Source organism: Burkholderia sp. Bp9099 (genome assembly GCF_003857805.1).
Classification (GTDB): Bacteria; Pseudomonadota; Gammaproteobacteria; order Burkholderiales; family Burkholderiaceae; genus Burkholderia.
On record NZ_QTPU01000018.1, the window covers coordinates 53,158 to 79,084 of the forward strand.

The 25,927-nt window shown below is 65.8% G+C and carries 20 protein-coding genes and 1 tRNA gene; 6 read left to right on the plus strand and 15 right to left on the minus strand.

What is annotated here, in order from left to right; translation table 11 throughout:
* Position 1 precedes the first annotated feature (1 nt).
* On the minus strand, positions 2-568 hold the full coding sequence (locus tag DIE17_RS21620; protein ID WP_174937184.1) for a hypothetical protein: 567 nt from the start codon (positions 566-568) through the stop codon (positions 2-4).
* Positions 569-1,251: 683 nt separating this feature from the next.
* Between DIE17_RS21620 and DIE17_RS21625 the strand changes: the two genes are divergently transcribed.
* The gene (locus tag DIE17_RS21625) at positions 1,252-1,545 is read left to right on the plus strand and encodes an H-NS family nucleoid-associated regulatory protein (RefSeq protein WP_059620058.1); all 294 of its coding nucleotides are present in this window, start codon (positions 1,252-1,254) and stop codon (positions 1,543-1,545) included.
* 345 nt (positions 1,546-1,890) lie between these two features.
* Here the strand turns inward: DIE17_RS21625 and DIE17_RS21630 are convergent, their stop codons facing one another.
* The 8 genes from DIE17_RS21630 to fdnG all read right to left on the minus strand — a co-directional run bounded on the left by DIE17_RS21630 (position 1,891) and on the right by fdnG (position 12,537).
* Positions 1,891-3,144, minus strand: coding sequence for a site-specific integrase (locus tag DIE17_RS21630; protein ID WP_124486365.1), 1,254 nt, complete (start codon positions 3,142-3,144; stop codon positions 1,891-1,893).
* Positions 3,145-3,314: 170 nt separating this feature from the next.
* Positions 3,315-3,410, minus strand: a tRNA-Sec gene (locus tag DIE17_RS21635).
* A 29-nt stretch (positions 3,411-3,439) separates the two neighbouring features.
* Positions 3,440-5,365, minus strand: a complete 1,926-nt coding sequence (gene selB, locus DIE17_RS21640; protein ID WP_124921280.1) for a selenocysteine-specific translation elongation factor — start codon at positions 5,363-5,365, stop codon at positions 3,440-3,442.
* Positions 5,362-6,801, minus strand: coding sequence for an L-seryl-tRNA(Sec) selenium transferase (gene selA, locus DIE17_RS21645; protein WP_124921281.1), 1,440 nt, complete (start codon positions 6,799-6,801; stop codon positions 5,362-5,364). Before selA ends, selB begins: the two co-directional genes overlap by 4 nt.
* A 73-nt stretch (positions 6,802-6,874) precedes the next feature.
* Positions 6,875-7,810: a formate dehydrogenase accessory protein FdhE gene (gene fdhE, locus DIE17_RS21650; RefSeq protein WP_185735394.1), complete on the minus strand. Its 936-nt coding sequence runs from the start codon at positions 7,808-7,810 to the stop codon at positions 6,875-6,877.
* Between the two features lie 107 nt (positions 7,811-7,917).
* Positions 7,918-8,544 (minus strand): formate dehydrogenase subunit gamma, encoded by a 627-nt coding sequence (locus DIE17_RS21655; protein ID WP_124486369.1) that lies wholly within the window; start codon positions 8,542-8,544, stop codon positions 7,918-7,920.
* Complete coding sequence (gene fdxH / locus DIE17_RS21660; protein WP_124521371.1) at positions 8,541-9,455, minus strand: formate dehydrogenase subunit beta; 915 nt, start codon at positions 9,453-9,455, stop codon at positions 8,541-8,543. The genes DIE17_RS21655 and fdxH overlap by 4 nt, the downstream gene beginning before the upstream one ends.
* A 10-nt stretch (positions 9,456-9,465) precedes the next feature.
* Positions 9,466-12,537, minus strand: a complete 3,072-nt coding sequence (fdnG, locus tag DIE17_RS21665; RefSeq protein ID WP_148095667.1) for a formate dehydrogenase-N subunit alpha — start codon at positions 12,535-12,537, stop codon at positions 9,466-9,468.
* A 139-nt stretch (positions 12,538-12,676) separates the two neighbouring features.
* Between fdnG and DIE17_RS21675 the strand changes: the two genes are divergently transcribed.
* From DIE17_RS21675 to DIE17_RS21685, 3 genes are all read left to right on the plus strand, one after another.
* A complete protein-coding gene (locus DIE17_RS21675) occupies positions 12,677-13,609 on the plus strand; it encodes a YihY/virulence factor BrkB family protein (RefSeq protein WP_124486372.1) in 933 nt (310 codons plus the stop codon).
* A gap of 421 nt (positions 13,610-14,030) precedes the next feature.
* Entirely contained in the window at positions 14,031-15,191 is a 1,161-nt protein-coding gene (locus DIE17_RS21680) for a porin (RefSeq protein ID WP_124486373.1), read from the plus strand.
* A 476-nt stretch (positions 15,192-15,667) separates the two neighbouring features.
* Entirely contained in the window at positions 15,668-16,141 is a 474-nt protein-coding gene (locus DIE17_RS21685; RefSeq protein WP_044843835.1) for a VOC family protein, read from the plus strand.
* 140 nt (positions 16,142-16,281) lie between these two features.
* On the opposite strand, the gene DIE17_RS21690 is transcribed toward DIE17_RS21685, so the two are convergent.
* Positions 16,282-16,506 carry a hypothetical protein gene (locus tag DIE17_RS21690; RefSeq protein ID WP_185735395.1) on the minus strand — a complete coding sequence of 75 codons (225 nt, stop codon included), beginning with the start codon at positions 16,504-16,506 and terminating at the stop codon, positions 16,282-16,284.
* 259 nt (positions 16,507-16,765) lie between these two features.
* Complete coding sequence (locus tag DIE17_RS21695) at positions 16,766-17,215, minus strand: HU family DNA-binding protein (protein ID WP_011548077.1); 450 nt, start codon at positions 17,213-17,215, stop codon at positions 16,766-16,768.
* Positions 17,216-17,483: 268 nt separating this feature from the next.
* Between DIE17_RS21695 and DIE17_RS21705 the strand changes: the two genes are divergently transcribed.
* Complete coding sequence (locus DIE17_RS21705) at positions 17,484-18,602, plus strand: acyltransferase (RefSeq protein ID WP_124921284.1); 1,119 nt, start codon at positions 17,484-17,486, stop codon at positions 18,600-18,602.
* Positions 18,603-18,777: 175 nt separating this feature from the next.
* On the opposite strand, the gene galU is transcribed toward DIE17_RS21705, so the two are convergent.
* Positions 18,778-19,665, minus strand: a complete 888-nt coding sequence (gene galU / locus DIE17_RS21710; protein WP_124921285.1) for a UTP--glucose-1-phosphate uridylyltransferase GalU — start codon at positions 19,663-19,665, stop codon at positions 18,778-18,780.
* A 228-nt stretch (positions 19,666-19,893) separates the two neighbouring features.
* Positions 19,894-20,205: a hypothetical protein gene (locus tag DIE17_RS21715; RefSeq protein WP_124921286.1), complete on the minus strand. Its 312-nt coding sequence runs from the start codon at positions 20,203-20,205 to the stop codon at positions 19,894-19,896.
* 45 nt (positions 20,206-20,250) lie between these two features.
* Between DIE17_RS21715 and DIE17_RS21720 the strand changes: the two genes are divergently transcribed.
* Entirely contained in the window at positions 20,251-21,426 is a 1,176-nt protein-coding gene (locus DIE17_RS21720; RefSeq protein ID WP_124921287.1) for an acyltransferase, read from the plus strand.
* Positions 21,427-21,965: 539 nt separating this feature from the next.
* Here DIE17_RS21720 and DIE17_RS21725 read toward each other — a convergent pair.
* Both DIE17_RS21725 and DIE17_RS21730 read right to left on the minus strand, forming a co-directional pair.
* The gene (locus DIE17_RS21725; protein WP_124486379.1) at positions 21,966-24,431 is read right to left on the minus strand and encodes a glycosyltransferase family 4 protein; all 2,466 of its coding nucleotides are present in this window, start codon (positions 24,429-24,431) and stop codon (positions 21,966-21,968) included.
* Complete coding sequence (locus tag DIE17_RS21730) at positions 24,428-25,894, minus strand: flippase (RefSeq protein WP_124486380.1); 1,467 nt, start codon at positions 25,892-25,894, stop codon at positions 24,428-24,430. Before DIE17_RS21730 ends, DIE17_RS21725 begins: the two co-directional genes overlap by 4 nt.
* Positions 25,895-25,927 lie beyond the last annotated feature (33 nt).

A 25,927-nucleotide genomic window follows, 5' to 3' on the forward strand; every position in this document is an offset into this window, starting at 1 on the left:
ACTAAGATGCGGATCGCCGGCTGTGATGCCGATTATCCGCATCCTTTACCCAATCTGGCCGGATGGCGGATGCGTAGGCCTGACCGGTACGCGAACCTTCGCCGCTTGCCTGTGCGCGCAGTCCGAGACGTTCATCAATGGCATGAGCGACAGTCGAAGATTTTGGCAGGCGGCCGTCATCGCAGTCCGCCCAGAACACGTGCATCGCGTCGAACAACACTGAGAGGATCGCGGTCAGGTAAGGCAGCCGAACGACTACACCGCCTCCCATTGAATCGCCATCAACAGGACCGTAGTGCTCGCTCGGCACGTCGGCCGGCAGATCAATCCGCAGCGCATCGAGCTCACGCTGCAATCGCTCTTCAACGCAATAGTGCGCGGTCGCCGAGTTCGTCAGGACCTTCCCAAGCTCGCACAACTTCTCGTCTTTCAGTTGAACGCATCTTGTGAGACGACGAATCCGTGCTTCGGCGAGTCGCAAGCGAATCTGCAAAGCCTCGCATTCGCAGGCCGGTGCCAAGCATGCGTTTGTATCGCTGGATCGCCAAACATTATCGCGTTGCTCCATAGCAGGCCTCGCCTCGAACGTGGCGATATGTACTCCACACACCGCGAGAAATCGGATCGCTGATACACCGAACTGACTGGACGCATCGCGCCGGCGCAAATCGGTGAGTCTTTTTTCGTTCCTTCTCGCAACAGTGTCAACTGTGAAGATTGGGGGGCACTGATCAGCGCGCCTGCGAAGTTGAACAATATGGAAAAACGAAACACTCCACCACAACATCGGCGCGGAATTGGTCTGTCAGTTGCACGAGATCACGCGCGTACGGAAAAAATAACGCGGCATGTCTGAAGTTTTCCGCTTGGGCAGAGCCGGCGATCTCAAAATAGGCCTCCTCATTGTCCGCCCAACGCAATCCAATGGAGACGGCCCAATGCGCCGCTCGCAGATCAGAGCGGCAAGCGCCCGTCGTCGTACCATGGGCGACCGCCCAACAAGCCACTTATGATCGTCGGCAATTCGCGTACCCAACCGCAATAGTCCAATGTACGGCTTCGATTGTTCCCAGGTCGGCGGCCTCGGAAGCGATAAATGGTCGACTCCTGGTCCAAACGATGAGAAAATCGCGCAATCATTCCCATTGCGCTGCCGACAATGACATGTCGCAGACCCGATACGTCGCGCCGAATTGGACTCTTCGAAGCGACCATTTCAATACTGTTTCTTTTAACCACGTGGAGTGAAGAATGGCCACCTATCAAGAGTTGAAAGCCAAGGCTGATGCACTGCTCGTGCAAGCGGAAGAAGCTAGGCAGGCCGAACTAGAGACCGTGCTCGAAGAAGTTCGCGCCCGTATTCAAGAGTACGGTCTCACGCCGGAACAGGTCTTCGGCCGTAAGCGCACACGTAGCGCGAATGGCAGCCAACCCGCGACGCCGAAGTATCAGGATCCGAAAACGGGCAAGACGTGGAGCGGGCGTGGCCGCGAACCGTCATGGATCAAGGGTAAGAAACGTGATCGCTTCTTGATCGCCGAATGATCACCGCAGCGTAGCGATCGGCCGCCAGACAGATTCACTGGGCCAGCAGCTTCACGCTGCTGGCCCAGTGAATCTGTATCAAGCCGCGCCGGCCTAAGCGATTCCGATCCGCCTTAGCTGCCCCGACGTTGAAGACACCCCGCGGCCCTACGGAATCCGTGTTGTTCGTTTCGGCGGCGAGTCTATTCCACACATAGCATCGATACGGCCAGATGTCGATGAATTCGGCCTGCATTGCATTAGGATCAAGCAATATACCGACGACACAGCCTCGCACTCGCGATATCGGGCACGTGCAAACCGCCCCGGCCCGGAGCAACGTTTTAAAACAGAAGCAACGTCGATTTAGGCAGCGAACGTTTGCGGCATGACCGGCGCCATTGACTCTTCAAACATGCGTCCGCTTGAACAATACGCGCCCCAGTCTTCCATCATGAGCCGCCGTCTTTCGAGCTGATCGCGACGCCGATAAGCCGCTATCGTCTGCGAAGTAATGATGTGCGCCAAGGCTTCCTCTGCCAAAGAATCCGGATAGTCGGTGTATTCGGCGACCCAGTCACGAAATGTCGACCGGAAACCGTGCACGGTGATGCCGGAGTACGACATGCGCTTCAGCAGGGACAGCATTGCCATGTTCGACAGTGGGCGCCCTTCCGTGCAACCGGGAAACAAATATCCATACTTCGCCTTCGGCAGCGCATTGCGTACAATTTCGACGGCCCGCTTGCAAAGTGGCACGCGCAGCGGCCGACCGCTCTTCGTGCGATCTCCCGAGATACTCCAGACACGGTTGTCGAGATCAAACTCCTCAACCCGCGCAAATCGCGCCTCGTTCGTGCGAGTCGCCGTCAGGACAAGCAAGTGCAACACTCTTGCCGCCCGTCGCGGGCGTTGCTCCAATTCCCGGATGAATGTCGGGATGTCCTCCCAAGGCAACGCAGCATGATGCCGGACCTGCGAGCGCTTCTTCGAGCGCGGCAATACTAATTGCAGATGGTCAACGTATCGCGCCGGGTTACTGCCGGTTCGGTGCCCCATCACGGTCTCCGCGTCCAGGATCGCCTTGATGCGCCCCCGTACACGGCGCGCCGTCTCTGCCTTTTTGGTCCAAATCGGCTGCAGAATGCGGACAATCATCGCTGTGTCGATGTCGCGCACACGCACATCGCCAATGGTGGGATAGGCGTAGGTCTTGAGCGTATTGCCCCATTGCTGACTGTGCTTCCGGTTTCGCCACTCCGGTTCGTGCGCTCGAATGAACGCTTCAGCTGCCTCACGGAACGTCACGTTGGCATCGATGGAGATATCGAGCAATCGCCGACGCTGCTCTTCGCGCCGCGCGAGGATGGGATCAATCTGGTCCCGAACCATCTCGCGGTACTGAGTGGCCAGCTTTCGCGCTTCACCAAGCGAGACTCGCGAAAGCGGTCCGAGGCCCATTTCGCGTACTCGCCTGTCGAGCGTGAAGCGAAACACCCACGAGCGCGCGCCACTGCCGGCAATCTGCATGAAGAGGCCACCGCCGTCGGCATAATGTCCCGGATCCACCGCCTTCGCGACACGCAGCGCGCTAAGCCGATGCAATTGTCGTCCTGCCATGCCGCCCTCCTTTCCTACCCACAAAACCCATGTCGCTACCCATGTTTCGTGAGGAAATTGTGGGGGACGCGGCCGGACGTCGCAAGCATGCCGTTACCCACAAAACCCAGCAAAATCATCGGCTTGCGCACTTTCAGGGGAAGATCACGGAACGCCGCGGAAGCCCGGCATGGCGGAAGGCAGCCGGAGTCGAACCGACCCGGGAGTGACTGACACCCCCAACTGGATTTGAAGTCCAGCCGTACCACCGGATACGAATGCCTTCCGTGGGGAAAAACCAAAGAACGACGAGCGCCTACGCCTGTACACCCACCCAACCGCTGTCAGGCCGCAGGAAGTGAAGATCGCGGTGGAAGCGAGTATACCCAACCCGATCGAAGAACTCGAGAATCTGGATCGCGCGCTTGCGGCCGAGCCCCGTCGCATCGCGAAACGTCGCCGCGTCGAGCCCGCCGCCGCGCGTCGGCGCGAGATGCGCGACCAGCCCGGCCAGCTCTCGCACGACATCCGCGTGATAGAACAGGTCGCGCACGACCTGATGCACGTCGCCGCGCCGCGCGAGCTTGCGCAGCAGCGTGCGCACGGCCTCCTCCTGCGCGCCCGTGTCGCGCGCCAGATCGCGGACCCACGGCGGATCGAAGCGCCCCGCATGAATCAGCGGCAGCAATTGCTGCGCCAGCGCTTCCTCGCGCGCATCGAAACTCACCGAATGCGACGGCAGATGCAGCCACGGCCCGCTTCGCGCCACTTCCCCGCCGTCCACCAGCGCATCGACCAACGCACGCCACAGCGCATCGCCGACGAGCGGCGCCGCCATCCGCCGCAGGCGCGCCGCATCGAGCCCCTGCTCGTCCGGCACGCGTTCGTGATACGCACGCAGCGTATCGATCGCCCGCGCCTGCAGCGCGTCCCAATGCACTCGCGCGATCACCGTGCCGTCGTTCGACGCGCGCTCGCGCTGGCCGATCGCCAGTGCGTCGTCCGGCAACGCCAGCACGTCGGGCGCGAAGCCCGTCAGGTGCGTGAGCATCGCGCGCGCGACCCCGAGCGGCGCCTGCGCGAGCAGCGCATCGAGCCGCCCTTCGTCGAGCCAAGCGGCCAGTGCGTCGAGCCACGCACGGCGCGCGGGCGTGCGACGCTTGCGTGCAGGACCGAACGGATCGAGCACGCGACCGCCGCCGACGGTGCGCGTCGCCTGCGGATTGCGGACGATGAAGCGATCGCCCGGCAGCGCGAACACGGGTTCGTCGAACACCAGTTGCACGCGCATCATCTGGCCCGCCGCGAGCGTATCGCCGTCGAGCAGCGCGACGTGCGCGACGCGATGCAGCGTGCCGAGATGCACGTGCAGCGGCGCCCAGTGCGTCAGCGTGAGCCCCGCATCGGCCAGGAGCGTCAGTTCGACGTCGAGACGCGGCGACGTCGCGACGAGCCGCGCATCCGCGACGGTATCGCCACGCTCGACGTCCGCACGGTCGACGCCGGCCAGGTTCAGCGCGCAGCGCTCGCCCGCGCGGCCCGCGTCGACCGGCCGGTTCTGCGCATGGATGCTGCGCACGCGCGCCGCACCGCCGGTGCGCACGACCGCGAGCGTGTCGCCCGTCGCCACGCGGCCCGCGAACGCGGTGCCCGTCACGATGGTCCCCTGCCCGGCGAGCGTGAACACGCGATCGACCGCGAGCCGGAACAGGCCGTCGTCGCGGCGCGCACGCCATGCGAGTGCCGCATCGGCGAGATGACGCTTCAATGCGGCGACGCCCGGATCGTCGTCGCGCGTCGCGCAGGTTTCGAAGATCGGCGCGCCATCGAGCGTCGAGCCGTGCAGCCACGCAGCGATCTCGTCGCGCACCGCCGACAGGCGCGCGGCGTCGACCCGATCGCACTTCGTCAGCGCGACAGCACCATGCGCGACGCCGAGCAGTTGCAGGATCGCGAGGTGCTCGCGGGTCTGCGGCATCACGCCGTCGTCCGCGGCGATCACGAGCAGCGCGAAGTCGATCCCGCTCGCACCGGCCGCCATCGTATGAATCAGCTTCTCGTGACCCGGCACGTCGATCAGGCCGAGCACGTCGCCATTCTCGAGCGGCGTGTACGCATAGCCGAGTTCGATCGAGATGCCGCGCGCCTTCTCTTCCTTCAAGCGGTCGGTGTCGACGCCGGTCAGCGCGCGCACGAGCGTCGTCTTGCCGTGATCGATGTGTCCCGCGGTACCGACGATCATGCAGCCGGCCCCGCGGCCTGCACGCATTGCGCGACGAATGCCGCTTCGTCCGCCGCTTCGAGGCAGCGCAGGTCGAGCCGCAGCGCATTGTCGGCGATGCGGCCGATCACCGGGCGCGGCCATTCGCGCAACCGTTTCTCGAGCTGCGCGAGCGCACGGCCGCCGCGCTTGCCGTCCGGCGTGCGCACGACGAGCCCGGCGCTCGGCAACTGGTCGACCGGCAGCGCGCCGCTGCCGATCTGGCTGAACATCGGCTCGACCTGCACGTCGAAGCCGCCGCCGAGCGCGGCCTGCAACGCCGGACGCACGCGCTCGGCGGCCTCGGCGATCTCGCGCTGCGGCCGCGTCAGCAGACGCAGCGTCGTGAGCCGCTCGCGCAGGAATTCCGGTGCCTGGTACAGCCGCAGCACGGGTTCGAGCGCGGCGAGCGTCAGCTTGCCGACGCGCAGCGCGCGCTTGAGCGGATGTTTCTTGATCTTCGCGACGAGCGCGCGATCGCCGACGATCAGCCCGGCCTGCGGGCCGCCGAGCAGCTTGTCGCCGCTGAACGTGACGAGGTTCGCGCCGGCCGCGACGGTTTCCTGCACGGTCGTCTCGTGCGGCAGGCCCCATTGCGACAGATCGGCGAGCGTGCCGCTGCCGAGGTCGACCGCCACCGGCAGGCTGTGCTCGCGCGCGAGCGGCGCGAGTTCGGCCAGCGTCACTTCCTTGGTGAAGCCGCTGATCGCGTAGTTGCTGCAGTGCACCTTCATCAGGATCGCCGTGCGCGGACCGATCGCGTCCGCGTAGTCGCGCAGATGAGTGCGGTTGGTGGTGCCGACCTCGCGCAGCTTCGCACCCGCACGGCTCATGATGTCGGGAATGCGGAACGCGCCGCCGATCTCGACCAGTTCGCCGCGCGACACGATCACTTCGCGTTTCGGCGCAAGCGCCGACAACACGAGCAACACGGCCGCGGCATTGTTGTTGACGACGGTCGCGGCTTCCGCGCCGGTCAGTTCGCACAGCAGATCGTCGATCAGGTCGTCGCGGTCGCCGCGGCGGCCGGTGGCGAGGTCGAATTCGAGGTTGACGGGCTGCGTGAGCGCGTCGACCACCGCGCGCACCGCGTCGTCGGGCAACAGCGCGCGCCCGAGATTCGTGTGCAGCACGGTGCCGGTCAGGTTGAACACCGCGCGCACGGTGCTCGCGCTCTGCTCGGCCAGCGTGCGGGCGACGGCCGCCGCGATGCGCGGCTCGTCGAGCGGCCCGGCCGCCGGCGGATCCTGCTGCGCGGCGGTGCGCCAGCGTTCGAGTTCGGCGCGCACCGCGTTCAGCACGCGCGTACGGCCATAGTCGGCGAGCAGCGGCTGCAGCGGCGCCGACGTCAGCACGCGCTCCACCGACGGCACGCGTGCGAGGACGGCATTCAGTTCATTCAAACCCGGTTCGGTCACGTAATGGTGGCTCCAATTCCATGCGCGGCAGGCAGCCGGCGCAGGCGCTCGCGCGCGCCCCGGCTCCGTACCGTCATTCCGCTTCGCGCGACATGTCCGGCCACAGCAGCGGGTTCGGCGAACTGCGCTGGTAGCCGGCTTCGTTCATCAGCAGGTCGAGCGTGAGGCTCGCGAGATCGTCCGCCAGCGGCTCGAACTCGTAGTCCTTCTCCTGGTAGCCGATCTTGCGATAGGTCTTGCATTCGTCACAGGACTCGGCCTTGACGGCTTCGCTGCCACCTTCGATCCCGTGGTAAGCGATGCCCTTGGTCGAATCGCAGTGCGAACATTTCGTGCGCACCATGTGCCACTCGGTCGTGCACAGGCCGCACTGCAGGAAACGGTAGCCCTGGTACTGGCCGCCGACGCGCACGATGCTCGCGACCGGATGCGTGCCGCACACGGGGCACAGCCCCGGTTGGTCGAGATACGGGACGTCGGCCGGTGCCACGCGGCTCGCGAGATCGGTCCAGACGACCTGCAGCGCGGCCATCAGGAACGGCGCGGTGGCCGGGTCGACTTCGGCGAAGCGCAACGCGAGGATCGCGTCGGCCTGCGCGTCGAGTTCGGCGGGCGCCATCAGGCGCAGCCGGTCGAGCAGCTTCGCGAGCGACGGATTGACGAGCCCGGCGCTTTCGACGCGGTCGAGCAGTTCGTACAGCACGGCCCGCCACTGCGGATTGCGCTCGCCGTCGAGCGCCGGCACGAGGGGCATCGAATGCTGTTGCGCGCGTGCAATCGCATCAGGCGACGGCAGCGGCAGGTTCAGCGCCTGCAGCGTCGCGTGCTGCGCGTCGGCAACGGTCGCCATCAGCCGCAAGTAGCCGCTGATCGGGTTCAGGTCGGCAAGCTTGCGCAGCCGGGCGGCACGCGCGGCGAACGCGGTGCCGCGCTCCGGCAGGCGAAAGCGCGGAATGGCCGAATGATCGAGCGCCGAAATCTCGGTCGGTTCGAGAATGCGTTGTGTCACGAAAATGTCTTCCAAATAAACAAGCGCCGACAAGTCGGCGCTTCAGGCGGTTCCGACGGCTGACGGAACGGCCCGCCGCGATCGGCGAGCCGCCCCGCTCCAGTGCGTTATTTCACGCTTTCACGGAACCACTTCGGGTGATGCTTGCGGGCCCAGCCCAGCGTGACGGTGCCGCGCACCATCGCCCCGATCGAGCCCTTCACCCACAACGCCGCGTAAATGTGCACGATGATGCTCGCGATCAGCACGAAGGCCGCCACGGCATGCACGACGGCGGCCGCGCGGATCACCCCGATCGGGAAGTAGAACGAGAAGTAGCGCCGCCAGATCACGATCCCCGACAGCAGGAGCAGCAGCAGGCACGCCACCAACGTGAAGAATAGCAGCTTCTGTCCGGCGTTATAGCGCCCGACCGGCGGCAGCCTGTCTTCCTGGTTGGTCAGCACGTCGCCGATCTGCTTCAGCCATTGGCGGTCGTCCGCGTCGAGCGTGTTGTGATGCCAGAAGCGCACCACGAGAATCGCGAACGACACGAACATCACGAGACCGACGAACGGATGCAGGATCCGCGTCCACTGGCCCCCGCCGAACAGCGCGGTGAGCCAGAACATCGACGGATGGAACAGCGCGAGCCCGGACAGCGCGAGCAGCACGAACGTGATCGCGGTGATCCAGTGGTTCGTGCGCTCGTTCGGCGTGTAGCGGACGATCAGGTTGGGGTCGTCGTGCTTCATTTTGCGTCCTCCTTGATGCGTCGCGCCTCGTCGCGGGCGGCGGCTTCCTCTTCCTCGCTGACCTCGTTCGGACCGACCCGGGTGTAGTGGAAGAACCCGGCCAGCGCGGTCAGCGCGAGGCCGGCGACCGCGAGCGGCTTCGCGATGCCCTTCCACAGCTTCACCATCGGGCTGATCGACGGATTGTCGGGCAGCCCGTGGTACAGCGACGGTTTGTCGGCGTGGTGCAGCACGTACATCACGTGCGTGCCGCCGACGCCCTGCGGGTCGTACAGCCCCGCATGCTCGAAGCCGCGCTCCTTCAGGTCCTCGATCCGCTCGGCCGCGTGCTGCTTCATGTCCTCCTTGGTGCCGAACACGATCGCGCCGGTCGGGCAGGTCTTCACGCAGGCCGGTTCCTGGCCGACCGCGACGCGGTCGGAACAGAGCGTGCACTTGTACGCGCGATGATCCTTCTTCGAGATCCGCGGCACGTTGAACGGGCAGCCGGTCACGCAATAGCCGCAACCGATGCAGTTCTCCTCGTGGAAATCGACGATCCCGTTGTTGTACTGCACGATCGCGCCCGGCGACGGACACGCCTTCAGGCAGCCCGGATCCTCGCAGTGCATGCAGCCGTCCTTGCGGATCAGCCACTCGAGGTCGCCGGCCGGGTTCTCGTATTCGGCGAACCGCATCACCGTCCACGAGTGCTCCGACAGGTCGGCCGGGTTGTCGTACACGCCGACGTTGGTGCCGACTTCGTCGCGCAGGTCGTTCCACTCCATGCATGCCGTCTGGCATGCCTTGCAGCCGATGCACTTCGATACGTCGATCAGCTTCGCGACGCTCCCGGTCACCGGTTCGCGCGCCGTGGGCGGCGGCGTCGTGGTGGCCGAGACGCGCTTGATATCCAGCGATTGCAATGCCATCTCTTCCCCCTTACGCCTTTTCGACCTTCACCAGGAACGACTTGAATTCCGGTGTGTACGAGTTGCCGTCGCCTACGGACGGAGTCAGGGTATTGGCGAGATAGCCGGGCTTCGTCAGACCCTTGAAGCCCCAGTGCAACGGGACGCCGACCGTCTGGACCTTCTTGCCCTCGATCGTCAGCGGCTTGATCCGCTTCGTGACGAGCGCGACCGCGACGATGTAGCCGCGCTTGGACGACACCTTCACGCGATCGCCGTGCGCGACGCCGACTTCCTTCGCGAGGTCTTCGCCGATCTCGACGAATTGCTCGGGCTGGATGATCGAGTTCAGCCGCGCATGCTTGGTCCAGTAGTGGAAATGCTCGGTCAGCCGGTACGTCGTCGCGACGTGCGGGAACTCCGATGCCTTGCCGAACGACGCGCGGTCGTCCGGGAACACGCGGGCAGCCGGGTTGTTCAGCGCCTGCGGGTTGTCAGGGTGCAGCGGGTTCGCCGCGAGCGGCGTCTCGAACGGCTCGTAGTGCTCGGGGAACGGACCTTCGTTCATCCCCGCGCGGGCGAAGAAGCGCGCGACGCCTTCCGGGTTCATGATGAACGGCCCCATCCCGTTCTCGGGCGGTTCGTCCGCCTTGAAGTCTGGAATGTCGGGGCCCTTCCACGCGCTGCCGTTCCAGCCGATCAGCTTGCGGGTCGGGTCGAACGGCTTGCCGGCGACGTCGCACGATGCGCGGTTGTACAGGATCCGCCGGTTGGCCGGCCAGGCCCACGCCCAGTTCAGCGTCTGGCCGATGCCGGTCGGGTCCGAGTTGTCGCGCCGCCCCATCTGGTTGCCGGCCTGCGTCCAGGCGCCGCAGAAGATCCAGCAGCCGCTCGCGGTCGTGCCGTCGTCCTTCAGCTGCGCGAACGCGGCGAGCTGCTCGCCCTTCTTCACGAGCGTCTTGGCCGGATCCTTCGGGTCGGGCAGGTCGGCGAGCGCACGGCCGTTGAACTCCATCGCGAGCTCTTCGGGCGTCGGGCTTTCCGGGTTCGCGTACGGCCAGGTCAGGTTCACGATCGGGTCCGGATACTTGCCGCCGTCCGTCTGGTACATCTTGCGCATGCGCAGGAACAGCCCCGCCATGATCTCGAGGTCGCTCTTCGCGTCGCCCGGCGGCTCCGCGCCCTTCCAGTGCCATTGCAGCACGCGGCTCGAACTGACGAGCGAGCCGTTTTCCTCCGCGAAGCACGTGGTCGGCAGCCGGAACACCTCGGTCTGGATCTTCGACGCATCGACGTCGTTGTAGTCGCCGTGATGCTTCCAGAACTCGGACGTCTCGGTCGCGAGCGGATCCATGATCACGAGCCACTTCAGCTTCGCGAGGCCGGCCGCCGTCTTCACCTTCGACGGCGCCGCCGCGAGCGGGTTGAAGCCCTGGCAGATGTAGCCGTTCATCTTGCCGGCATTCATCAGCTCGATCGCCTGCAGCAGGTCGTACTGCTTGTCGAGCTTCGGCAGGTAGTCGTAGGCCCAGTTGTTCTCGGCGGTCGCGGCGTCGCCCCACCACGACTTCATGAAGCTGACGTGGAACGCCTTGTAGTTCTTCCAGTAGCTCAGCTGGTTCGGCCGCAGCGGCAGCTGCACGCGCTTCTTGATGTAGGCGTCGAAATCCTGCTCGGCCTGCATCGGCAGCGTCATGTAGCCCGGCAGCAGGTTCGACATCAGCCCGAGGTCGGTCAAGCCCTGGATGTTCGAGTGGCCACGCAGCGCGTTCATCCCGCCGCCGGCGATGCCGATGTTGCCGAGCAGCAGCTGCACCATCGCGCCGGTGCGGATCATCTGCGCGCCGACCGAATGGTGCGTCCAGCCGAGCGCGTACAGGATCGTGCCGGCGCGGCCGGGCACGGCCGTCGTCGCGAGCATCTCGCACACCTTCAGGAATTTCTCCTTCGGCGTGCCGCAGGTCTGCTGGACCATGTCCGGCGTATAGCGCGCGTAGTGCTGCTTCAGCAGGTTGTAGACGCAGCGCGGATGCTGCAGCGTCGGGTCGACCATCGCGAAGCCGTCGTCGCCCCGCTCGTAGTCCCAGCTCGATTTGTCCGGATACGCGTGCTTCTCGGCGTCGTAGCCGGAATAGATGCCGTCGTTGAACGCGAAATCCTCGCGCACGATGAACGAGAAGTCCGTGTAGTTCTTCACGTACTCATGCTGGATCTTGTCGTTCGTCAGCAGATAGTTGATCACACCGCCCAGGAAGACGATGTCGGTGCCGGTGCGGATCGGCGCGTAGTAGTCGGCCACCGAGGCCGTACGCGTGAAGCGCGGGTCGACGACGATCAGCCGCGCCTTGCGGTGCGCCTTCGCCTCCGTCACCCACTTGAAACCGCACGGATGGGCCTCGGCTGCATTGCCGCCCATCACGAGAATCACGTCCGCGTTCTTGATGTCGACCCAATGGTTCGTCATCGCTCCACGGCCAAACGTCGGGGCAAGACCTGCCACCGTCGGGCCATGTCAGACACGCGCCTGATTGTCGAATGCGAGCATCCCCAGACTGCGGACAGTCTTGTGCGTGAGATAACCGACTTCGTTGCTGCCCGCCGATGCGGCCAGCATGCCGGTGGTCAGCCAGCGGTTGACCTTCGCGCCGTCTTCCGCCGTCTCGACGAAGTTCGCGTCGCGGTCGGCCTTCATCAGCTTCGCGATCCGGTCGAGCGCGTCGTTCCAAGAGATGGGTTCCCACTTGTCCGAGCCGGGCGCACGATACTCGGGGTGCGTCAGGCGGTTCGGGCTGTGGATGAAATCGATCAGGCTCGCACCCTTCGGGCACAGCGTGCCGCGATTGACGGGATGGTCGGGATCGCCTTCGATATGGATGATGCTCGGCTGCGCATTCTTCGCGCCGTCACCGAGGCTGTACATCAGGATGCCGCAACCCACTGAACAATAAGGACAGGTGTTGCGCGTTTCGACTGTGCGCGCCAGCTTGTACTGTCGGACCTCGGCGAGCGCTTCCGTCGGAGAAAAGCCCAGCAGGGCAAGACTCGATCCGGCAAGCGACGTGGCCGTCACCTTCAGGAACTGGCGCCGGGACATTTGTAGCATGATGGTCTCGGCGTTTTTGTGGGGTGGGGTGAAACTGAAAGGAATTATAGACAGTTCAGGCAACTATGATCGATTCGTCGGATCAATACCGATTTGCCGATCCACCGATGTCCTGCGTTCAACGCACAACCGAACCGTCATGAAACGACAGATCACGTCCGAGGCGACCCGCCTCGCGCAACAACAGGCCAACTGGGCACTCAACGCGTTCAGGCGCTTCTCCTCCGACCGCTGCTCGGCGATGGCCGCGAGCATCGCGTTCTTCTCGGCGTTCTCGCTCGCGCCGACGCTCGTGATGGTGATCGCCGTGGCCGGCTGGTTCTACGGCGACGATGCCGCACGCGGCCAGGTGTTCGAGCAGGCCCACCAGCTGATCGGCGACGATGCGGCGGCCAGCATCCAGACGATCGTGCAGAACGCGCATCGCGCGGGCCAGCGCGGCGGCATCGCGACGCTGATCTCGTTCGCCGCGCTCGCGATCGGCGCGTCGGCGACGTTCGCGTCGCTGAACACCGCGCTTTCCGTGATCTGGCCGAGTACGGAAAGCCGCTGGTCGAGCATGCTCGGGCTCGTGCGCGTGCGGCTCATTTCGTTCGGGCTCGTGCTCGGCGTCGCGTTCCTGCTGATCGTGTCGCTCGTGCTCGATACCGCGATCACGTTCATCGGCACCTGGCTGCTCGGCGATTCACCGTATGTCGCGATCACCAACCTGTTGCAGTTCTTCGTCGGCATCGCGGTGCTCGCGGGCGCGTTCGCCGCGCTGATGAAGTTCCTGCCCGATGCGCGCGTCGCATGGCACGACGCGACGATCGGCGGGATCGTGTCCGCGATCCTGTTCTCCGGCGGCAAGAAGCTGTTCGCGCTGTATCTCGCGCACGCGGGCACGGCCAGTGCGTTCGGCGCGGCCGGATCGTTCGCGGTCCTGCTGATGTGGCTGTACTTCTCGGCGGCCGTGCTGCTGCTCGGCGCGGAATTCGCGGCCGCGCGCGGCGATGCGCATCGCCGCAACGGCAACGTCCCGGCCGCGGCCGCGCCGACGGATCGCGCCGCCGATCGCTCAGGCGGCAACTGAATCCCCACGTATTTTTTTCCGCGCGGCCGCGCGTCGCGCGCGCCGCATCGTCGCCCTACGCGACTGCCTTCGCTTGCGCAACCCACCCGGCCGCCGCGCGTTGATGCGCTCTTTGCATCAGCACGCGATGCAGCCTGCAACAGCAAACGTTTGCACGCGTCAATTTCCGTGCGCCAACCGGCCAAACCCGCCCCTCCGCCGCCGAACGCACCAACCGCTGCAACAATCGCGGCGCAGCAATTGTCAACTATTTCAAAAAGAGGAACAGTCCTTGATGTGCTTGATATATATAGACTTTTTCTCGCTGTTACCTTTTCGAGACACTTTATTTTTTAAGCTTTCTTGCAGGGATGGCACTGAGCTATTCTCCAATCCGCAACAAATAATGAATGACGAATCATTTGCGTGGAGATACTCAACGATGAAGAAACTCGCACTCTCGACCCTCTCGCTCGCCCTGCTGGGCGCCGCTGGCGCTGCTCACGCTCAGTCGAGCGTGACGCTGTACGGCGTGATCGATACGTCGATCGCATGGGTCCACGGCAACGACGGCCAAGCCAACAACTCGTGGCAAATGCTGTCGGGCAACCTGCAAGGCAGCCGTTGGGGCCTGAAAGGTGCTGAAGACCTCGGCGGTGGCCTGAAGGCGATCTTCCAGTTGGAAAACGGTTTTGATCCGGGCACGGGCCACCTGAACCAGGGCGGTCGCATGTTCGGTCGTCAGGCATACGTCGGCCTCGAGAGCGCCCAGTACGGTACGCTGACGCTCGGCCGCCAGTACGACCCGCTGGTCGACCTGGTCCAGGCAGTCACGGCTGACAACTACTTCGGCAGCGTGATGGCAACGCCGGGCGACGTCGACAACAACGACAACTCGCTGCGCGTCAGCAACGCAATCAAGTACACGTCGCCGGTCTGGGCAGGCTTCCAGGTCGAAGGCATGTACGCCCTCGGCGGCGTTGCAGGCAAGACGGGCGCAGGCCAGACGTGGTCGGTCGCAGCTGCCTACAACAACGGCCCGGTCGGCGTTGCAGCAGGCTACTTCTACGCAGCCAACCCGTCGCCGACGACGGCGATTGCACGCGGCGGCTGGGGTTCGACGACCTCGGACAACATCATCGACGGCCCGATCAACTCGGGTTACGCAACGGCGAAGTCGATCGCGATCGCACAAGTCGCAGGCCAGTACGCACTCGGCCCGGTGACGTTCGGCCTCGGCTACAGCAACGCACAGTACAAGCCGGACGCATTCTCGGGCTTCGGCTCGACCGAAAAGTACAACACGGGCCGCGCGTTCGTGACGTACCAGGTCACGCCGCCGCTGCTGCTGGGCCTCGGCTACTCGTACACGAAGGCGAGCGGCGATACGGACGCGAAGTACCACCAGGTCGGTATCGGCGCGGACTACTCGCTGTCGAAGCGCACGGACATCTACCTGGTCGGCGCATACCAGCACGCGAGCGGCACCCAGCGCGTGGACGCGACGACGACGCAAAGCGCGCAAGCGTCGATCGCTTCGTACGGCTTCGCTGGCAAGAGCTCGGCCGAACTGGTCGCACTCGGCATTCGCCACAAGTTCTAAGAAGTACGTTTCCGGTGTGCATGGCGTCTCCGACGCCGTGCCGCCGAACTGCAAAACCAGTCACCGGTTTCGGCCGTGGCTGGTTTTTTTTCGTCCGTTGCCGGCGCCGCCGTGGCGAGCCGCGACGGGGGCGGCACCGTGGGTACGGCGACCGGCCGGGAGCGGCGTCTGGGCCATCTGTCGCGCGCCGGAAGCGTGTCCGGAGGCATCCGGATACCCTGCACGGTCGGACCGTGGCATACGGCCGGTCAGGCGCATGCCGCGCTGGCTGCCGCCGCGCTCCCATATTCCCCTGACGCGCGCCTGGAGGATCCGGCGTCGCAACGGACGCATGTGCGTCCACCCTGCCGATTTCGATACCGCGACGCGAAGCACTATGCTTCGACGTGTCGATTTCGACGGCCTTCGTCCGTCGTATCGATGGCGGCACGCAGATTGCCCCGTTCCTCACCGACACACCCGAAAGGAGACGCTCCATGACGATTCAGAAGATCACGCCGTTCCTCTGGTACTCGACGGAAGCCGAAGAAGCCGCGGCCTTCTATGCGGGCATTTTTCCGGACTCGCGCGTCGTGCGCGTCACGGCGGTCGCCGGCACCAGCGGCACCCGGATGGTCGAGTTCGAGCTGTTCGGGCAGCCGTTCATCGCGATGAGCCACCCGCGCACCGAGACGTTCAACCATGCGATCTCGCTGATGATCAGTTGCGCCGACCAGGCGGAACTCGACCGCTACTGGAGCGCGCTGCTCGACAACGGCGGCACGGCCGACGGCTGCGGCTGGCTGCGTGACCGCTTCGGCGTCTCGTGGCAGATCGTGCCCGACGCATTGATTCCGATGATGGCCGACCGCGACGAGGTCAAGGCGGCGCGCGTGGCCGCTGCCATGATGCAGATGACGAAGTTCGACGTCGCCGCGCTGAAGGCCGCATACGCCGGCACGGCGGGCTGACGAAGCCACGGACGCTGCGCGCCCTTCGCGCGGGCAGCAGCATGCACGTGCAGCGCGCGCGGTTCGCGCACGACCGCGATCGTCCACCGGATTGCATCGCGCCGCGACGCAATCGCGAGCGGCGGCATGCTCGCGAGCCGCTACGTCGACAGCATCGCTTCGACGATCCGTCGCGCGTAGCGCGCGAATGCGCCGACCGTGACCAGCAGGTCGATGTCGCCGCGCGGTGTGGGCCCGCCGTCGCACGCCGAGCCGAATCCGAACGGATGCATCGCCTGCGGCATCGCGCCGGGATGCCGCTCGATCGCCGCACACGCGGCAGTTGCCTGGTCGGCGATCCCGACGGGAACGATCGCTGCGTTCATCACGCGAGACTCGCGCGACACCCGCGCAATGCGCAGCGATACAAGACCGCGCGCCGGCACGAACACGACGATCCGGCCATCGGCGCAAGCGTCCCGCGACACCGGATGCGCGTCACGTCATGCCGTATCCGCGCTGTGCGATGCCGACGCGGCCGCTCGATTTGCGCGGCGCAATAAAAATCCCCGTACGCTCTCGCGTACGGGGATCGTCGGACATCGCAACGGCCGCCGACCTGCAATCGGCGACCGTTACGCGGCATTACGCAGCCGCGTCCTTCAGCTTCTTCAGCGCACGTGCCTTCACGCGCACGCTGGCCGGCTTTGCCGGGAACCAGCGCTCTTCGCCCGTGAACGGATCCTTGCCGAAGCGCTTCTTCTTCGCCGGCACGACTTGCGCCGTGATCTTCAGCAGACCCGGCAGCGTGAACTCGCCTGCGCCCTTCTTGTGGACCGAGCCCAGCACGACGTTCTCGAGCGCGACGAGCACTGCCTTGACCGCCTTCACTTCGACAGCTGCACGCTCAGCGATGTGCGTTGCGAGCGATGCCTTCGTGAACTTGTCCTTCAGCGGCGTCGGAGCGGCCGGTGCTGCCTTCGCGACAGCCTTCTTGGCCACTACTTTCTTCGCGGGCGCAGCCTTTTTGGCAGCCACTTTCTTGGTGGCCGGTGCGGCAGCCTTCTTGGCCACCTTTTTTGCGGAAGTCGCCATGTTTCTCCTACCAGGTGTGGTCGTTGGATACACGAAGCGTGCAACGCGCGCGCTTCAACGCCGGATTCTACAAGCGCCGTGACGCTTCGTGCAGTACTTTTATGCGTTTTCGCGGGGTTTCCCGCAGGTTTTGTTGCGCGCGACCGACTTCGCCGACGCTCGAGCAACGAAAAACGCCTTCACGTATACGTCGAAACGCGTCCGAACGCGAATTACGTTCGATATTTGCGCGCCTATACTGACCTCGCTCAGTGCCCCGGATGCCTTCATGCGCGAAGTCAGATACGTCAAAGGACTCGACGGCCTGCGAGCCCTCGCCGTCATCCTCGTTTTCCTGTCCCACAAGGGCCACGTCCTCGCTGTCGACGTGGGCAAGCTCGGTGTGTGGACGTTCTTCTTCATCAGCGGATTCCTGATCGTCGGCGAACTGCATCGCAACCGTCAGGCAATCGAGAGCGGCACGATGACGCGCCGCCATGCGCTGGCGCTGTTCCTCGCGAAGCGCGCGCTGCGGATCTTTCCCGTCTACTACCTGCTGCTCGCCGCGCTCGCGATCGCGCACGCGCTGTTCTACCAGCGCGGCGTCAATCTCGGGCTCGCGTGGCACGCCACGTTCCTGTCGAACTACTGGATCGGCGTCGTCAAGGACGGCTGGCCAGGCTCCACGTCGCACTTCTGGAGCCTCGCGGTCGAGCAGCAGTTCTATCTGATCGCGCCGCTCACGCTGCTCGCGGTGCCGGCCGCGCGCCACGTCACGCTCGGCGTCGCGGCCGTCGCGCTGTGCGCGCTCGCGCATCTCGCGCTCTACGCGGTCGACGCATCGCCGGTGCTGATCTACGCGTTTTCCCCGTGGAATTTCGCGCTGATCGCGCTGGGCGGCGTCGGCGCAATGGCGCTCGCCGATCGCGGCCAGGACGTCGTCCGCCGCATTCCGCCCGGCTGGCTCGGCGCCGCCGGCGTCGCGTTCTTCCTCGCGCTGCCCGCGCTCACGACGCTACCGGACGTCGTCACGGGGCTTACGGATCTCGGCCTGTCCGCGTCGCTCGGCGCGCTGATGCTGTGGATCGTCACCGAACCCGACCACCCGGCCGTGGCACTGCTCGACTGGGCGCCGCTCGTCTATCTCGGCACGATCAGCTACGGCTTCTACCTGTTCCACAACCTGATTCCGGCACGTCTCGGCGAGATGCCCACGCTGTTCGCGCGCGTGCCGATGCCCGCAATCGCCCGGGACGTGCTGCCGGAACTGCTGCAGTTCGCACTCGCCGTGCTGCTCGCGCATCTGTCGTGGCGCTATCTGGAAAAACGCCTGCTCGACTTCAAGAAGCCGATCGCCGCGATGCTGGCCCGGTACTTCGTCGCACGGCCGGGCACGTCGCCGCGCTGAGCGGCGCACCGGAATCGTCGCGCACGCACCCGCTCGACGCCGCCCGGATTCAGCACCGCCGATCACCCGCCGCCCCACGCCTGCGCGGCGAATGCACGCAAAAAAGCCCCGGCGCACAAGGCAGCCGGGGCCAACGGAACAACCACCACCTGAAACAGCGGAGCAGCGCGACTGCTTATGCGACAGCAGCCAGCGCGGGCAGGCAGGTACGCAGGTATGCCTCGAATTCGCGGCTCACTTCCGGATGCTGGAGCGCGAGTTCGACGGTCGCCTTGAGGTAGCCGATCTTGCTGCCGCAATCGAAACGCGTGCCGTAGTAGCGATACGCGAGCACCTGTTCGTTCGCGAGCAGCGACTGGACGGCGTCGGTGAGCTGCAGCTCGCCGCCCGCGCCCGGCTTGAGCTTGCGCAGATGATCGAAGATCGTCGGCATGAACACGTAGCGGCCGACCACGCCGAGGTTCGACGGCGCGTCTTCCGGCGCCGGCTTCTCGATGATGCCCGACAGCTTGATGATGTCCTCTTCCCACTCGCGGCCTTCGATGACGCCGTACGAGCGGCTGTCCTCGCGCGGAATCGTCTCGACCCCGATCACCGAGCTGTGATAGTGGTCGAACACGTCGACGAGCTGCTTGAGCACCGGCTGTTCGCCATGCAGCAGGTCGTCGGCGAGAATCACCGCGAACGGCTCGCCGTGCACGAGCTTCTCCGCGCACTGCACCGCATGGCCGAGGCCGAGCGCTTCCGGCTGGCGCACGTAGAAGCAGTTCACGTGGCTCGGCTTGATGCCGCGCACGAGTTCGAGCAGCTTTTCCTTGCCGCGCGCCTCGAGTTCGGCCTCGATCTCGTACGACTTGTCGAAGTGATCCTCGATCGCGCGCTTGCTGCGCCCGGTCACGAAGATCATCTCGGTGATACCGGCGTTGATCGCTTCCTCGACCGCGTACTGGATCAGCGGCTTGTCGACGACGGGCAGCATTTCCTTCGGGCTCGCCTTCGTTGCCGGGAGGAACCGCGTGCCGAGACCGGCGACGGGGAACACGGCCTTGGTGACTTTCAACATGTTCGCATCCTGATTGCGTTGACTGCGCCGCGTCGCTGGACGACCCGGCGCGATTGTTTTCCGAACGGCATATCGAGAACCGGCGGCACGGCCAATTCCACTCCGCTCATTTTCGATATGAACCGATTGCCCATGTTTCCGGAAAAGAGATAATCTGCAAATCCGGTCGATATTGCCGAACCCGGCGCCGATACAGAAACAAATTACCGATTTTCCGGATACAAATTCTTACGATTCGAATTCCTCGATATACGGGACGCCGCCCCGCTCGAGCCCCGGGCGAATCGGCTCGTTCTTCAGCGCCTCGCGGTACGCCGACAGCACGGCCATGACCAGCAGTACTGCCGCGCTCGCGATCCAATGCATGTCCATCTTGCCGCTCCTTGCATCAATCAACTGGAGCTTCAAACTATCAGAAAAAAATCGGCAAATAATTGTGGCGGCGGCGAAACCGCTTTCAGACCGGAATAACACCACCATCTGAAATAGCACTATTTCCCGGCGCGATTTTTTTATTGATTCGAGCGAATTCTTGCGCATTACGATTGGACCATCCCCTTCATCCGTCGCAAGGAATCGAATCGCATGCAAGCTTTCAGCGGATCGTCTTTGACTGCGCCGCCCGTCGCCGACCACAAGGAACACGTGATCGACGCGATGCGCGGGTTCGCGGCGCTGCTCGTCGCCTATTTCCACTGTCGCCAGGTCGTCTGGGTCGGCATGCAGAGCTTCCATCACGCTTACGGTCATGCGCTGAACCCGAGCGCGATCGCCGGCTACCTGACCTTCCCGTTCGCATGGGGCTCCGCCGGCGTGCCGATCTTCTTCGTGATCAGCGGCTACTGCATCCACCGCAATGCAGCGCTCAAGCTCGCGGCCAACCCCGCGTACCGGCTCGACGCGTCGAACTTCTGGGCGCGCCGCTTCGCGCGTATCTACCCGGTGCTGCTCGCCGCGCTGCTGTTCACGCTCGCGATGGACGCGGTCAGCCTGCAGATCGCGCCGGTCAGCCACAAGATCCGCGACGTCGGCATCACCGCGTTCCTCGTGAACCTGTTCTCGCTGCAAGGCATCGCCGGCTACACGTACGGGTCGAACGGCGCGCTGTGGACGCTGTCGCTCGAAGTGCAGTTCTACGCGATCTACCCGCTGCTGTTCGCGCTGCGCCGGCGCATCGGCATGCCGGCCATCGTCGCGGCCGTCGCGCTCGTCAACGTCGCGTCGGCGTGGCTGCTCGAACGGCACGACCTGCAGTTCTTCACGTCGTACTGGCTGTCCTGGACCGTCGGCGCGTGGATCGCCGACGTGCGCGCGCAGCCGGTGCGCGGCACGGCCGCCGTGCCGTCGCGCGCGTGGTACCTCGCGGCGGCCGTGCTGCTGGCCGCGGGCTGCGGCGCGTTCCATTTCGGCCAGTACGGCGCGTTCCAGCTGTGGGCGGCCGGCTTCGCGTGCTTCCTGTACCGCGCGCTCGCCTGCCCGCCGCGCCCGACGCCGCTGCTGCGCGTGCTCGGCTGGTTCGGCGACTTCAGCTACTCGCTGTACCTGATCCATCTGCCGCTGTTCGTCTGCCTCGGCTCGGTGCTGTTCCACTCCGAACTGCAACTGTCGATCTGGCCGTCGATCGCGTTCATGGCCGCCGCGATTCCGGTCGCCTACGTGTTCTACCGGCTGTTCGAACGCCCGGCGATGATGTGGGCGGCCAGCCTGAAGCCGACCCGCACCGCCCGCGTCGTCGCACCGGCCCCCGAACGGGCCGCCTGAACGGCGCCGTTGGCGCGCTCGCGGCCCCCGCCCGGCGTCAGGCTGGGCGAGGGCTTTTTTACGGGCAGGACGGCGCGGGAATGCATTTGCGCGTCGCGACGCGGCGGGCACGACGTACCGAAGTACGCAAGCCGCGGCGTCATGCGCCGCCTGGGCGGCTGCACGGCGGTCGCGTCGCCCGCCCCCTCACGCGATCCGCGGCAGGACCGCACGGCGCCGCTCCTGGCGTCCCGCGCAGCGATTCCGAACCGGGCGGCGGCCGGATTCACGCCCGCTGCGACGCATCGCTCCGCCGCCCGAGCGCATCGTCGTTGCAGCCCGCATCCCGCGACCCGGGCCGGCCCCGCATTCCGCCGCTCACGCTCACGCAATCGCTCGGCTTTGCGCAGATTACGGATTCGTCACGTGCGGCGTGCCCGGTGCGCGACAGCGCTCGGCCGCGCCCAAAGCGCAAAGCCCCCATGCAGCGCAACGCCGCATGGGGGCCCGGTTCCGCCGGTTCACGACGACACGCTTCACATGCCGCAGCAAGCCGCCACCTACCGCTTCTTCGCCTTCGCGGCCTTCGCGGTATCCGCGAGGATCTTCTCGACCCGCGCTACATAGGTTTCGGTGCCGAACCGGCGCACCGCGGTCGCCCGCCCGCTCACGACGAGCCGCTCGCGCAGCGCGGCGTCGCGCTGCAGCCTGCCCAGCGCGTCGGCCAGCGCGGCCGCGTTGCCCGGCTCGCAGAGCAGCCCGTTTTCGCCGTCCTCGATGATCTCGACGACCCCGCCCGCGCGGGCCGCGACCACCGGCCGCCGCGCGAGCATGCCCTCGACGATCACGCGCCCGAACGGCTCCGGCGTGATCGACGTATGCGCGACCACGTCGACCGCCTTCATGCACGCGGCCACGTCGCGCTGGAAGCCGAGGAAATGGACACGGTCGTCCATCCCGTGACGCGCGACGATCTCGTGCAGCTGCGCCGCGTATTCGTCCTCGCCGAACAGCGGCGCGCCGACCAGCACCACGTGCATGCCGGGATGGCGAGCCGCGGCCTCCAGCAGCAGGTGCTGCCCCTTCCAGTGCGCGAGGCGGCTGAACGAGCCGACCAGCCATGCGTGCTCGGGCAGCCCGAAGCGCGCGCGCAGCGCGGCCTGGCTCGCATCGTCCAGCGCGTCGAACGGTTCGGCCGAAATGCCGTTGAACACGACGTCGACGTGCTGCGGCGTGAAGCCCGTCAGCGCACGAAATGCCTGCGCGGACGCGTCGGAGTTCGCGATCACGCGCGTGACGCCGAACCGCGCGCAGTACTTGATCGCCATCAGCTGCTTGCTGCCGAAATGGTCGCCGCTGACGATGTCGCGCAGGTGCCAGACCACCGGCTTGCGCGCGAGCCGCCCGGCCAGCGCGGCGACCACCATCGCGCGCTGCGTGTTCGCGTAGATCACCTCGGCGCGGCGCGCGCGCCGTGCGACGTCGCGCACGAGCGCGACCAGCTGCTTCAACGCGCCGGCCGACACGCCGCCCTGCTTGCGCACCCCGGCGAGCGCGCCCTGGTCGAGCACGTCGACGCGCGCGCCGATCTCGTCGAGCGCCGCGCGGAACGGGCCGTCGTCGAACAGCAGCACATCGGCGTTCGCGCGCATGTGCTTCATGATCTCCAGCAGCGACAGCTCCGCACCGCCGAGCACGCCGCTCTGATCCAGCACGAGCGTCGCCGGGCCGCGCGCGGCCGGCATCGGCGCGACGGCCGTGCCGCGCTGCGCGGTCGAGCCGGGCAGCGCCGTCTCCACGTAATCGAGAAAGCGCCGCCGAAAGGTGTCGGCCGAAAAGCGCTCCGCATTCGCGCGGCACGCGTGCGCCGTGAAGCGCTGCGGTGCGCGCTCGAAATCGTCGACCGCCGCGACGATCGCATGCGGCGTCTGTTCGTCGAAGAACAGCCCGGTCGGCTGCGCGTGCGAGCGCGGCTCGAGCACGGTCTCGAGCGCGCCGCCCTTGCCGTACGCGATCACGGGCGTGCCGCACGCCTGCGCCTCGACCACCGAAATCCCGAAATCCTCCTCGGCCGCGAACACGAACGCCTTCGCGCGCCGCATCCGGTCGTGCAGCACCGCGAACGGCTGGTAGCCCATGATCTCGACGTTGGGGCCGGCCTTCGCGCGGATCTTCTGCATCTCCGGACCGTCGCCGATCACGACGAGCTTGCGCTCCGGCGTGCGCGAGAACGCTTCGACGATCAGGTCGATCTTCTTGTACGGCACCATCCGCGACGCGGTCAGATAGAAATCGTCCTTCACCTCGTTCAGCGAGAAGCCGTCCACGTCGACCGGCGGGAAGATCACCGCCGCGTCGCGGTGATACACCTTGCGGATGCGGCGCGCGATGAACGCGGAGTTCGCGACGAAGCCGTCCACCGCGTTCGCGGTGCGCGTGTCCCAGTTGCGGATGTAATGCAGGATCATCCGCGCGAGCAGCGACTTCGGCCCGTGCGTCAGGTTCGACTGTTCCAGATACTGGTGCTGCAGGTCCCACGCGTAGCGGATCGGCGAATGCACGTAGCTGATGTGCATCTGGTCCGGCCCGGTCAGCACGCCCTTCGCGACCGCGTGGCTGCTGGAGATCACGAGGTCGTAGTCCGACACGTCGAGCTGCTCGATCGCGAGCGGCATCAGCGGCAGGTAGCTGCGGTACTTGGTGCGTGCGAACGGCAGCTTCTGGATGAACGAGGTCGTCACCGGCTTGCCGCGCACGAACGCGCGGTCGTCGAGAAAATCGACGAGGCTGAACAGGTCCGCGTCGGGAAAGCACGCGACGATCTGTTCGAGCACGCGCTCGGCGCCGGCGTACGTGACGAGCCAGTCGTGGACGATCGCCACGCGCAGCGGGCGCGACGCATCGCGTGCGCTCGCCTGCCCGGCCGGTTTGCCCCGGCGCAGCGTAGCGGCGTCGCCGGCTTCGGCCGCGGCGGCATCGGCCGTGGCGACGTTCAGGATGGCGTGTTCCGCCAGATCGCGATTCATACGGTTTTCCTCGCATTGAGACGGACGAACAAGTCACGCACCAGCGCGCGCAAGGCCGGCGTCATCGTGAACGACCACGCCAGGTTCAGCGCCAGCACGACCGCGCAGAGGCCGATCGACTCGCCGAGCCCCGACCACGCTTGCGCGAGAAACAGGCTCGCGAGCAGGAAGGCGAGATGCGCGAGCATGTCGAGCACGATCGCGCGCATCCGGATCGCCGACAGGTAAAGCAGCACGCCGTAGTCGACCAGCGCGCGGGTCGCGACGACCACTGCCGCGCCGATCAGCCCGAAGTGATGGATGCCGAACCACAGGCCGCCGACGAAGAACGGCATCTCGATGAGCCCGGCGAACGCGGCGCGCGCCGGGTTGACCTGCGACTGGATCAGGATCCGCGTGACGCTCGCCTGGCCGACGAGCCACACGCTGATCACCAGCACGCGCCCGACCGGCGCGGAATGCGCGGCGAGATCGGCGCCGACCCACAGCGTGAGGAACGGCGCGAGCGCGAAGATCGCGACGATGCCGACCGGCGTGAACACGCCGTTCAGGAATTCGAGCGACTGGCGCGCGAGCGTGTCCGCGTGATCGCGGCCGACCGCCGACAGGCGCGGGAACAGCGTGCGCACCAGCGCGTTCGGCAGCATGTTCAGCCGCGTGACGAGGTTCTGCGGAACCGTGTAATAGGTGACGAACTTCGCGCCCATGCCGGCGCCGAGCATCACGCGATCGAGCGTGTCGGCGATCATGCTCGCCATGCTCGCGATCAGCATCCAGCCGCCGAAGTTGAACAGCCCTTTCGCGGTGCCCCACTGCGGCAGGTCGATGCGCCGGATCCCGAGCACCTTGATGCTCGCGTGACCGAGCATCACCGCCGCGATCAGCCGCGCGACGACCGCGGCGGCGAGCACCGTCTGCAGGTTCGGCGCGATCCACCACGCGGCGCCGAGCGGCAGCAGCTGGAACAGGAACGTGCCGATCGTCTGGTTCGTGTTGAACACGCCGAACCGTTCGGCGCCGTTGATCGCGCCGGCGAACACCCACGACACGTTCGCGAGCGGAATCGCGAGCGCGAGCCACGGCAGCGCGAGATACACCTCGTGCTGCATCGCCGCCGACACCTTCGTGAAGTACTCGGTGTAGATGAACGCGCCGAAATAGATCAGCAGCCCGCCGACGATGCCGGTGCCGAGATTCAGCCAGAACGCGCTCCAGAACACGCGCGCGCTTTCGTCGGCGTCGCCACTCGCGAGCGCCTTGGAGATGTGGTTCTGCGCGGCCATGCTCATCCCGAGATCGAGGATCCCGAAATAACCGATCAGCGTCCACACGAGGCTGACGACGCCGTAGCGCTCGACGCCCAGCGCGTGGATGTACGCGGGCACCGTCACCAGCGACACGAAGGTCGGCAGGATCAGCCCGATGAAGTTGATCGAAACGTTCTTGAGTATGCCTTTGTCCATGCTTCTGCCTTGTGTGACGGCGACTGCAACGAC

What these genes read in the sequence shown, in the direction of transcription:
- selB (WP_124921280.1), bottom strand. Translation starts at nt 5,365, where the DNA reads ATGATCGTCGGTACCGCGGGACACATCGATCACGGCAAGACGACGCTC.
- DIE17_RS21690 (WP_185735395.1), bottom strand. Translation starts at nt 16,506, where the DNA reads ATGAACGCAGCGATCGTTCCCGTCGGGATCGCCGACCAGGCAACTGCC.
- DIE17_RS21720 (WP_124921287.1), top strand. Translation starts at nt 20,251, where the DNA reads ATGCAAGCTTTCAGCGGATCGTCTTTGACTGCGCCGCCCGTCGCCGAC.
- DIE17_RS21655 (WP_124486369.1), bottom strand. Translation starts at nt 8,544, where the DNA reads ATGAAGCACGACGACCCCAACCTGATCGTCCGCTACACGCCGAACGAG.
- DIE17_RS21625 (WP_059620058.1), top strand. Translation starts at nt 1,252, where the DNA reads ATGGCCACCTATCAAGAGTTGAAAGCCAAGGCTGATGCACTGCTCGTG.
- DIE17_RS21725 (WP_124486379.1), bottom strand. Translation starts at nt 24,431, where the DNA reads ATGAATCGCGATCTGGCGGAACACGCCATCCTGAACGTCGCCACGGCC.
- DIE17_RS21685 (WP_044843835.1), top strand. Translation starts at nt 15,668, where the DNA reads ATGACGATTCAGAAGATCACGCCGTTCCTCTGGTACTCGACGGAAGCC.
- DIE17_RS21715 (WP_124921286.1), bottom strand. Translation starts at nt 20,205, where the DNA reads ATGCGCAAGAATTCGCTCGAATCAATAAAAAAATCGCGCCGGGAAATA.
- DIE17_RS21620 (WP_174937184.1), bottom strand. Translation starts at nt 568, where the DNA reads ATGGAGCAACGCGATAATGTTTGGCGATCCAGCGATACAAACGCATGC.
- DIE17_RS21680 (WP_124486373.1), top strand. Translation starts at nt 14,031, where the DNA reads ATGAAGAAACTCGCACTCTCGACCCTCTCGCTCGCCCTGCTGGGCGCC.
- galU (WP_124921285.1), bottom strand. Translation starts at nt 19,665, where the DNA reads ATGTTGAAAGTCACCAAGGCCGTGTTCCCCGTCGCCGGTCTCGGCACG.
- DIE17_RS21630 (WP_124486365.1), bottom strand. Translation starts at nt 3,144, where the DNA reads ATGGCAGGACGACAATTGCATCGGCTTAGCGCGCTGCGTGTCGCGAAG.
- DIE17_RS21675 (WP_124486372.1), top strand. Translation starts at nt 12,677, where the DNA reads ATGAAACGACAGATCACGTCCGAGGCGACCCGCCTCGCGCAACAACAG.
- fdxH (WP_124521371.1), bottom strand. Translation starts at nt 9,455, where the DNA reads ATGGCATTGCAATCGCTGGATATCAAGCGCGTCTCGGCCACCACGACG.
- DIE17_RS21695 (WP_011548077.1), bottom strand. Translation starts at nt 17,215, where the DNA reads ATGGCGACTTCCGCAAAAAAGGTGGCCAAGAAGGCTGCCGCACCGGCC.
- DIE17_RS21730 (WP_124486380.1), bottom strand. Translation starts at nt 25,894, where the DNA reads ATGGACAAAGGCATACTCAAGAACGTTTCGATCAACTTCATCGGGCTG.
- DIE17_RS21705 (WP_124921284.1), top strand. Translation starts at nt 17,484, where the DNA reads ATGCGCGAAGTCAGATACGTCAAAGGACTCGACGGCCTGCGAGCCCTC.